The organism is Mesorhizobium sp. M4B.F.Ca.ET.017.02.2.1, from assembly GCF_003998955.1.
Taxonomy (GTDB): Bacteria; Pseudomonadota; Alphaproteobacteria; order Rhizobiales; family Rhizobiaceae; genus Mesorhizobium; species Mesorhizobium abyssinicae.
The window spans coordinates 1-9,194 of the sequence record NZ_RZOF01000258.1; the positions used below are offsets into that span (position 1 = coordinate 1).

Here is a 9,194-nt window from a genome sequence, read left to right on the forward strand (position 1 = left end):
CAACACGAAGGAGCCGGGCCCACCGGTGACGCATTGGGCATAGTAGCGGTCGAGATGGCTGAAGGTGGGCGACGGGCTGATCAGGATCGGCAGGCCGTTGACGACGATGCCCCTGGCCAGTGCCGCGTCGCGCTCGGAGGTGACGGGCGGACCGGTGTTGTTGGGCCCGTCGCCCGAGATGTCGATGACGCGCCGCTCGGCCGCGAAGGTGGTTTGCTCGAAAAGCCCGGCGCCAAAGGCGAGCGCGCCGGAGATCGAGGTGCCGCGGAAGCTGCGGAACGGCCGCGCTGCGATCCTGTCGGCGAACATATTGGCGCTGTCGCTGCCGTCGATGATCTGCCAGGCAAGCACCGCGTCGTCGCGGATGGTGCCCGCCCACTCGAAATAGGCGATCGCGATGCGGCCGTTGGTTCCCGCGCGCACCGCCCTGATGAAGTCCGGATGCCTGAGCGCCTCGACGTAGCCGGCGCGCTACAACGCGAATTCGCGCTCGTCCATCGACGTCGAGATGTCGACCGCCAGCACCAGCTCGACATCCACGGCGGCCGGTGCGGCCGGCATCGGCACAGGCGCGGCCTGGGCGCAGCCGAGACAGGCAAGCAGGCTGAGCATGTCGAGCATGGCCGCGTGCGTCCGGTTTGACGGGCCTGATCTTCTGCGGTGATCGCGGCGAAATAAAGCTTGGCTTTTACTTCTTCCTGCGCGGGGCCGGCGGCGGCGGCTCGATCGCTCCGGCCCTGACCCGCGCCGGCTTGAGCGCCGATCGGCCAGCATCCTTCACGATCGTCAGCGAACGCGGGAAGAACTGGTTGTTGTGCTGGCCACGGCCGATGTTGAGGATGGCGGCGTCCGGCAGCCGCTTCTCCAGCATCGCCAGCACGCGCCGCAGCGTCGCGCCGTCGAACGTGTCCATCGCCTCGTCGATGATCACCCATTTTGGCCGCTTGAGTGCCAGCCTGGCGACAGCAAGCAGGCGCTGCTCGTCGTCGGCGAGCTCGTGCTCCCAGCGCGCCGAACGGTCGAGCGAGGAGGCAAGCCGTTCGAGGCCGACCTCCGTCAGCACCGCCGCGATCTCGGTGTCCTCGACCGTGATGCCGTCGGCATGGTTCAGCACCTCGCGCAGTGTGCCGAGCGGGAAATAGGGCATGCGCGGGACGAAGACCGGCGCCGCCCCGGCCGGCATGCCGATGCTGCCGCTGCCCCATGGCCACAGCCCGGCGATGGCGCGGAAGAACAGCGTCTTGCCGGCGCGCGGGTCGCCGGTGATCATGACGCGCTCGCCGGGGCGTATCTCGACCTCCGGCTCGGCAAGCCTTGTGCAGCCGTCCGGCGAAGCGACCTCCAGCCTCTCGAAGGTCAGCGTGCCGCCGGCGTTCTCGGTAAAGGTGATGCGCTTTTCGGTGTCGTGGAAAACGTCGGTCTCGGCAAGCGCGATGCGGAAATCGGCGACGCGCATCAGCGTCGCCCGCCAGTCGGCGATGCCGCCTATGTTGTTGATGAACCAGCGCAGCGAGGAATGGACCTGGTTGAAGGCCCCAACCGCCATCATCAGCCCGCCGAAGCTGATGTCGCCGGCGAAATAGACCGGCGCCGCCACCAGGATCGGCGCCACCACGGTTATCCAGCCATAGGTGTCGGTGACCCAGGAGAGATTGATCTGGGCGCCGTAGATGCGCCGCATGGCGCCGAGCACCATGCCGAGGTCGAGCTCGAGCTGCCGCCTGGCGTCGGCCTCGCCATGCGCGAGCGCGATGGCGTCGACATTCTCGTTGACGCGGACCATCGACGACCTGAGCTCGGCCTCGCGCGTGTAGCGGTCGCTGTTGAAGCGGATCAGCGGCCGCCCGACCAGCCAGCTCAGCCATGAGGCGATGCCGGCATAGAGGATCGCCGCCCACACCATGTAGCCGGGGATCTCCAGCGCATGGCCGCCGATATGGAAAACGAAGCCGGAGGAGAGCTGCCAAAGCACGCCGATGAACGACACCAGCAGGATGAAGGACTGCAGCAGCCCGACGCCGAGATCGGTCGACAGGTCGGAGAGATGCCCGGCATCCTGCTGCATGCGCTGGTCCGGATTGACGCCGATTGCCCCGGCATGCGCCAGGCGGAAGGCGCGCGCCGGCCGCATCCACTCCTCGATCAGGTCGAGCGTCAGCGCCTGGCGCAGCTTCAGCCGGATCATCTGGTTGAGCCAGGTCTGGCCGACATTGAGCACCAGTAGCCCACCGGCGATGGCCGCGAAGACCATAAGCTGGTGCAGGAAACCCGGCAGGTCGCGCCGCGCCAGCGCATCGTAGAAGGGCTGGTTCCAGCGGTTGAGCAGCACCTGGCCGATCGCGGTCGCGATGATGACGGCGACGATGCCGAGGCAGGCCCAGACGAACTGCCTGCGCACCGGCGAGGATTTCAGCGCTTGCTTGATCGTCCTCACCTGGTCGCCGAGGCTGCTGACTTCGACAGACACGGCGGCAGGCGCCGGGCCGGCCTTGTCATCCGCTTGATCAGCCATTTCAGATATCCCTGCTTTCGGAAAAAGGTGCTGAAACCGGCGCGAGCGCGACCGGCATGTCCCTCAGGCCGCGAACCCGCCCCCGACAGATAGGATGAGGCAAGGCGCCGCCGCGATCACGAACGCGTCACTTGGGCTTGCGCCTGGTTCGCCGCCAGCCGCCCGAGCCTGGTGGCGCCTTGCGGCGTCAGCACCGGCACGAAAACGCGGCGCGAGGCGCGCTGCACGACCGGCACGCCCTGGTAGAGCCGCTTCTGCGCCTCGACCACGATGACGCCGGAAAAGATCGGCCAGAACCGCCGGCCGGCGCGCTCCAGCATGTTGTGGAAGCGCATCATGAAGCGCCGCGGCGACGGCGGGAAGAACAGCGCGTCGGACCATGCCGCCGGGGTGAAATTCGCCTCGCGCAGCAATTCGGTCAGCTGGCCGCGCGAGAACGGCCGGCCGTTGCCGAACGGCGTGTGCTCGAAACGCGCCCAGACGCCGCGCCGGTTGGGCACGACGATGACGACGCGGCCGGCGGGCGACAGCACGCGCCAGATCTCGTTCAGCGTCTCGCGCGGGTTCTCGACATGCTCGAGCGAATGGACAAGCAGCACACGGTCGATGCAGGAATCGACCAGCGGCAATTCCTCGTCGAAGACCAGCGCGGTCGCTGTCGGACCGGTCGCCGGCCAGACCACGGCGCCCTGCGTTGCCGGCATGAAGGCGAAGACCCGCTCGGCGTCGGCACCGAACCGCTCCAGCCACGGCAGGGTGTAGCCGAGCCCGACCAGCCGCTCGTTTGGCACGGCCGCCCAGATCGAGGACAGCGCCATGGTGATCGAGCGCTCGGCGAGGCGCCCCAGCGTGGTCGAATAGAAGGAACGGAGGTCGACGATATCGGAATGCATGGCCGGGACGGTAGCTTCGAAGCATTGCAAGTTCAACAAAGGCGGATGACATCGGCGCCCAAGCGCCCTATGTCTGCGGCGACAACTGCATCGGCCCGAAATCGGTTTCGATTTCGGAAAGCGCGATGCAGCAGATAAACAGCTTAGAGCGTCCTTTGTGCGTCCAATTGGACGCACGGCGCTTTGGTGGAGAGACGCGATGCCGGTCGAAATCGAACAGTTCATGTGCCGCAGCGACAATTTCGGCGTGCTGGTGCGTGACCCCACGAGCGGCCAGACCGCCATCATCGACGCACCAGAGGAGGCGCCGATTCTGGCCGCCATCCAGCGCACCGGCTGGACGCCGACGCTGATCCTGACCACTCACCACCATGTCGACCATGTCGAGGCCAATCTGGCGCTGAAGGAACGCTTCAAGCTGCGCATCATCGGGCCGGAAGCGGAAAAGGAGAAAATCCCCGGCATCGACGAGACGGTCGGCGAAGGCTCCGTCATCCACCTCGGCGAGGAACGGATCGACGTCATCGCCACGCCCGGCCACACCGCCGGCCATGTCTCCTACCATCTGCCGGCCTCGAAAGTCGCCTTCACCGCCGACACGCTGTTTGCGCTGGGCTGCGGCCGGCTGTTCGAGTGCAAGCCGCCGGTTATGTACGATTCGCTGAAGAAGCTGGCGGCGCTGCCGGCCGAGACGGTCGTCTATTGCGGCCATGAATACACCCTTTCCAACGCCCGCTTCGCGCTCACCGTCGATCCGACCAATTCGGCCCTGAAGGAACGCGCCGCCCGAATCGAGGCGCTGCGCGCCGACGACAAGCCGACGCTGCCGACGACGATCGGCGAGGAATTGTCGACCAATCCGTTCCTTCGCTGGCACGACCCGGCGATCCGCAAGCATCTCGGCATGGAGACGGCCACCGACGCCGAGGTGTTCGCCGATATCCGCAAGCGCAAGGACAATTTCTGAGCCCCGTGCTAGCTTCCGGCCGATGACCAGTGCCGCCGAAATCATCGCCACGCTCGGCCTGAAGCCGCACCCGGAGGGCGGCTGGTATGCCGAGACCTTTCGTGATGGCACCGGAGGCGCGCGCGGCCATTCGACAGCCATCTACTTCCTTCTGGAAGAGGATCAGCTCTCGGCCTGGCACCGGGTCACGGACGCGGCCGAGGTCTGGCACTTCCATGCCGGCGCGCCGCTGGCGCTGTCGATGCATGAGGAAGGCGGCGGCGTGATCGAGCAGGTGCTGGGCATCGCCCTTGCCGCCGGCGAGCGGCCGCAGATCGTGGTGCCGGCCGGCTGGTGGCAGTCGGCGCGCAGCCTCGGCGAATGGACGCTGGTCGGCTGCACCGTGGCGCCGGGCTTCGACTTCGCCGCCTTCGAGCTGGCCGAGCCGGGCTGGAAGCCGCAAGCATGATCCCGAAAAGTGGTTACCGGTTTTCGGAAAAGATCATGCGCGATCAACAACCCCTTAGCCGAGTAGAAAACCCAAGCTGATCGCCGCCTGCGCGGCGTAGTAAAGCGCCCAGACCGCGTAGCGCATCCAGGCGCGGTGCGGCGAGATGGCGGCGAGCAGGAATTTTTCGGCGGCGAGCAACCCGTCCGACGCCATGAACAGTATGGCGCCGCCGATCACCAGGCTATTGCTGGTGGTCAGCGCCGAAATCCCCATGGCGAGGATCGCCCCGACATAGATCGCGATCGGCAGGCGCAGGCTCGGGCCGACACGGCGCCAGAGCGCGGCCAGCATGACGATCGCAAATGCCGCCATGGCGAGCGCGATCGCGCCGCGCCAGGATTGGGCGCCGAGCACGTCCAGGCCGCCGCCGTTTTGCAGGAACAGCGGCACGTAAAGGACATGCGCCGTAAGAAAACTGGCCAGCCCGCCGAGGAAGGCCTTCTCGCCATCGCGCGACAGGAAGGCATCGCCGACGGCGCTGAGCGCGAGCGCCGCGACGAGCAGAAACGGGCCACCCTGCATGACGGCGAGCACCGCCAGCATGGCGACGGCAAGCGTCTTTGCCGCCGAGCGGGCGAGGCTCGGCGGCATGTTGAGCGTGAAAGCGTAGATCACCGCCGCCACCAGCGAGAACACCAGCGTCGCATTGGCGTTGGCGTCGATGCCGCCGGGAAACGGCATCATGCGTTTGCCTCACCCGTGGCCGCCTTGCGCAGCAACAGCGACTTCGCGGCAAGTGCCGCGCCGCCGGTGATGAGCACGCAGGCGGCGAGGATGCGCAGCGACGGCTCGGCGACGCCGGCAATGATCAGCACCAGCGTCGACAGCAGCGGCGCGGCGTAGCTGGCCGCGCCCAGCACCTGGATATTGCCGCGCTTGACGCCGATGTCCCAGGCGTAGAAGGCGGCCCCCACCGGCATCAGCCCGAGGCCGAGCACGGCCAGCCACTGGCCGATGCCGACGGGCAGCACCGTCTGCTCAAGCAGGAAGTGGCAGGCCAGCGAAAGCACAGACGTCGCCGCGCAGAACCAGGTGACGATCGAGGTCGGCACCGATGGGAAACGCCGCGACAACAGCGAATAGGACGACCACAGGAGGGCGCAAACACCGGCCATCGCGTAGCCGAAGGCATAGCGCGCGTCGAAGGCAAGGCCGCCGCCCTTGGTGACGATGAGGACCGTGCCTGCAAGGCCGAGCAGCGCGCCGACGACGTGGTTCCAGGCCAGCCGCTCGCCCGGCATCAGCGCCGAGCCCAGCACGATCAGCAGTGGCCACAGATAGGCGATCAGGCTCGCCTCCACCGCCGGCGCGTTGCGCAGCGCGGTGAAGTAGAAGAAATGGTAGCCGAACAGCCCGGCAATGCCGATCACCCAGACCTGCGGCGGGATCTTTTCGCTGCGGTCGGCGGCCGGCATCACCAGCCGCGCGGCGAGCCCGACGCAGGTGCCGATGGCGAAGGTGATGGCCGACAGCAGGAACGGCGGCACCTGGCCGGACGCGTCGGTCAACAGCGCCAGCAACGACCACATGGCGACCGCCGAGAAGCCGATCAATGTTGCGCGCCCCATGCCTGTCTCCGGCGGCGCGCAAACGCGCCTAGTTTATGGCTTCGAACCGTCCGGCGCTGATGGTCAGCGGACCGATCTGGGTCCCGACCGTGGCGCGGATCGGCGCATATACGCCGGTTTGGCCGAGCGGTGCAAACGTCACCATCATGCGGCTCCGGTCCTTGAGGAAATTCAGCGCCTTGCGGCCCTTGCGGTACCCCGCCACCGGCTCAAACCCCATTCGGCAGGTCACCGTGTCGCCCTTGTATCCGAGCACCGAGATCGACCCTTTCGAGGCATAGGTCAGCGTCAGATTGGCGCGCATCTCGCCATCGTAGAACTTGACCGTGCGCCCGCAGACCTGATCGAGGCTGTCGGCGTGGATGACGGTCGCCGCCATCGGATCGAGGACCGACTTCAGGTCGCCCGCGCCAAGCGGAACCCAGCTCTTGGGATCGCGCTTCTTCGGCGCCGGGACGACCTCGGTCGAGGTCACCGCGCCATTGGCGAAGCGGATGTCGACCACCGAGGCCTTCTTGCCAGACGTGTAATCGGCGCGGAAGGCCTGTGGCCGCATCTGCTTGCCTGAAATAGTGCCTTTGGACGAGACCGTGCCCTTGGTATCGTCGAACAGCTTGGCGAGGCCCGCCGCCGAGACAGTGCCGTTGATCGCGTAATTGTCGCCGTCATAGCGGCTCGAGAATGTCGCCCTGGCCACTGAAAGGCCGAGGAACGACACCGTATACTCGCCCTTGAAAGATTGTGGCGCGGCGGCGGCGAAACTTGCCGTTGGCAAGGCGACAGCCAGCAAGCAGGCGAAGGCATATGACAGACGAAGCACAGGGGGGCGAAGCATGGCGGTCCTCGATTTTCAGCCGGGAAACGGGCTATTCCTGGCTGGTATGTCCCTATGAGGCTGGCTTATAGGGTGAAATCCGGCCTTTATATGGAATATGGCTGGCTGGCCGGAGCTTGACGCGCCGGTGAAATGCCACTATGGAACGCCAACTTTTTCCATAAGGCCGCCTGACCGAGACCGCGCGCCGCCTGGCGCGGGTCGAATGGTTTGGCCGACCGAGAACTGAAGGTTAGAATCATGTCCCGCACCTGCGAGCTCACTGCCAAGGCAGTCCAGACCGGCAACAATGTGAGCCACGCCAACAACAAGACCAAGCGCCGCTTCCTGCCGAACCTGGTCAATGTGACGCTGATCTCCGAAGTGCTGAACCAGAATGTGCGCCTGCGCATTTCGGCCAACGCGCTGCGTTCGGTCGAGCACCGCGGCGGCCTCGACGCCTTCCTGGCCAAGGCCGACGCCAAGGAGCTGTCGCAGCGCGCTCGCCTCCTGAAGAAGCAGATCGCCAAGAAGCTCGCCGAGCAGGCCGCGGCTTAACAGTTTCTGGCGGGACACCGCCTTCGCAGGAGTGTCGTGCGGATTCGGCATGACATTCCGCTGGTTCCATTACCCAGGATAAAAAAATGAATTCCGTCTCGCGATATCTGCCCTTCGTGGCCGCCATGGCGCTCGTCGTCGTGGCCTCCAACATCCTCGTGCAGTTCCCGATGCAGGGTCAGATCGGCGGCCTGTCGCTGGCTGACATCTTGACCTGGGGCGCCTTCACCTACCCCTTCTCCTTCCTTGGCACCGACCTCGCCAACCGCCGCTATGGCCCGACCGTGGCGCGCAGGATCGTCTTTGTCGGCTTCATGACGGCGGTGATCTGCTCGATCCTCGTCCCGCCCTTCCTGTTCCGCCACGGCCTGATCGAATTCGAGACCGCCGCCGACCGGCTGGTGCGCATTGCCGCCGCCTCGGGCGCCGCCTTCCTCACCGCGCAACTGCTCGACGTCACCGTGTTCAACCGGCTGCGCCGGCAGAGCTGGTGGCGGGCGCCGATCGTCGGCACGCTGGTCGGCTCGGTGTTCGACACCGTCGTCTTCTTCGGCGTCGCCTTCTCCGCCGCTTTCGCCTTCGTCGGCCCGAACGACAGCTTCGCGCTGGAGGCGGCGCCGCTGCTGGGCGTGCTGCCGGTCGAGACCATGCGCTGGGTGTCCTGGGCGCTGGGCGACCTCTCGGTGAAGCTGATCATCGCCGTGGTGGCGCTGATCCCCTACCGGCTGCTCGCCGCCCGCTGGAGCCAGCCGGCGCTGGCGACGTAGCCATGATTCCAAAAAGTGGAATCAGGCATTGATCCCTTGGGTCCAGCTCGATTCGGCGAAGACACCGGACGGCGGGCAGGAATTGCGCCTGAAGCAGCGCGGTACTGAATTTTCCATCATGCTGGGCACCAACGAGCTGATGAACAGCCGTCTCAGCGGCTCCGAGCAGGCGCTTGCAAAACTCGCCTGCGAAAGGATCGCCGGTCACCAGCAGCCGAAAATCCTGATCGGCGGCCTGGGCATGGGCTTCACGCTACGCGCCGCCCTTGCCGAACTTGGTCCTGACGCAAGCGTCACCATCGCCGAACTGGTGCCGGCCGTCGTCGCCTGGGCGCGCGGTCCCATGGCCGGCATTTTCGACGGCTGCCTCGACGACCCACGCATCACCATCCAGGAAAGCGATGTCGGGCGCGTCATCGGCGCCGGGAAATCGGCCTGGGACGCCATCCTGCTCGATGTCGACAACGGCCCGGAAGGTATCGTCTACAAGGGCAACGACGCGCTCTACGGCGCCGCCGGCCTCGGCCAGGCACGCGCCGCGCTCCGCCCCGGCGGCGTACTGGCGGTGTGGGCGCCGGGCCCCGACAGCGGCTTTACGCGCCGCCCCCAGCCGGCGGGGGTCGCC

At 66.6% G+C, this 9,194-nt stretch carries 10 protein-coding genes and 1 pseudogene; 5 read left to right on the forward strand and 6 right to left on the reverse strand.

Going from position 1 to position 9,194, the window contains the following annotated elements; genetic code table 11:
* The 3 genes and pseudogenes from EN738_RS24875 to EN738_RS24885 form a co-directional block, all read right to left on the reverse strand.
* Positions 1 to 621 (reverse strand): annotated as a pseudogene (locus tag EN738_RS24875) (DUF1194 domain-containing protein); the annotation flags it as partial.
* Positions 622 to 688: 67 nt separating this feature from the next.
* Positions 689 to 2,512, reverse strand: a complete 1,824-nt coding sequence (locus EN738_RS24880) for an ABC transporter ATP-binding protein/permease (RefSeq protein ID WP_127286020.1) — start codon at positions 2,510 to 2,512, stop codon at positions 689 to 691.
* Between the two features lie 116 nt (positions 2,513 to 2,628).
* Positions 2,629 to 3,405: a methyltransferase domain-containing protein gene (locus EN738_RS24885; protein WP_127286021.1), complete on the reverse strand. Its 777-nt coding sequence runs from the start codon at positions 3,403 to 3,405 to the stop codon at positions 2,629 to 2,631.
* A gap of 199 nt (positions 3,406 to 3,604) precedes the next feature.
* On the opposite strand from EN738_RS24885, the gene gloB reads away from it, so the two are divergent.
* Both gloB and EN738_RS24895 read left to right on the forward strand, forming a co-directional pair.
* Entirely contained in the window at positions 3,605 to 4,372 is a 768-nt protein-coding gene (gene gloB, locus EN738_RS24890; RefSeq protein ID WP_127286022.1) for a hydroxyacylglutathione hydrolase, read from the forward strand.
* A gap of 22 nt (positions 4,373 to 4,394) precedes the next feature.
* Positions 4,395 to 4,820 (forward strand): cupin domain-containing protein, encoded by a 426-nt coding sequence (locus tag EN738_RS24895; protein ID WP_127286023.1) that lies wholly within the window; start codon positions 4,395 to 4,397, stop codon positions 4,818 to 4,820.
* Positions 4,821 to 4,874: 54 nt separating this feature from the next.
* On the opposite strand, the gene EN738_RS24900 is transcribed toward EN738_RS24895, so the two are convergent.
* The 3 genes from EN738_RS24900 to EN738_RS24910 are packed head-to-tail and all read right to left on the reverse strand — an operon-like array spanning position 4,875 to position 7,250.
* Positions 4,875 to 5,546, reverse strand: a complete 672-nt coding sequence (locus EN738_RS24900) for a lysoplasmalogenase family protein (RefSeq protein WP_127286024.1) — start codon at positions 5,544 to 5,546, stop codon at positions 4,875 to 4,877.
* On the reverse strand, positions 5,543 to 6,430 hold the full coding sequence (locus EN738_RS24905) for an EamA family transporter (protein ID WP_127286025.1): 888 nt from the start codon (positions 6,428 to 6,430) through the stop codon (positions 5,543 to 5,545). Before EN738_RS24905 ends, EN738_RS24900 begins: the two co-directional genes overlap by 4 nt.
* A gap of 28 nt (positions 6,431 to 6,458) precedes the next feature.
* Positions 6,459 to 7,250, reverse strand: coding sequence for a DUF3108 domain-containing protein (locus EN738_RS24910; protein ID WP_127286029.1), 792 nt, complete (start codon positions 7,248 to 7,250; stop codon positions 6,459 to 6,461).
* A 255-nt stretch (positions 7,251 to 7,505) separates the two neighbouring features.
* Here EN738_RS24910 and rpmB point away from each other — a divergent pair, with 255 nt between their 5' ends.
* The 3 genes from rpmB to EN738_RS24925 form a co-directional block, all read left to right on the forward strand.
* Positions 7,506 to 7,802, forward strand: coding sequence for a 50S ribosomal protein L28 (gene rpmB, locus EN738_RS24915; RefSeq protein WP_127286026.1), 297 nt, complete (start codon positions 7,506 to 7,508; stop codon positions 7,800 to 7,802).
* A gap of 86 nt (positions 7,803 to 7,888) precedes the next feature.
* Positions 7,889 to 8,569 (forward strand): queuosine precursor transporter, encoded by a 681-nt coding sequence (locus tag EN738_RS24920; RefSeq protein ID WP_127286027.1) that lies wholly within the window; start codon positions 7,889 to 7,891, stop codon positions 8,567 to 8,569.
* A 28-nt stretch (positions 8,570 to 8,597) separates the two neighbouring features.
* Positions 8,598 to 9,194: hypothetical protein (locus tag EN738_RS24925; RefSeq protein ID WP_127286028.1), on the forward strand; the 597-nt coding region annotated here is incomplete at its 3' end.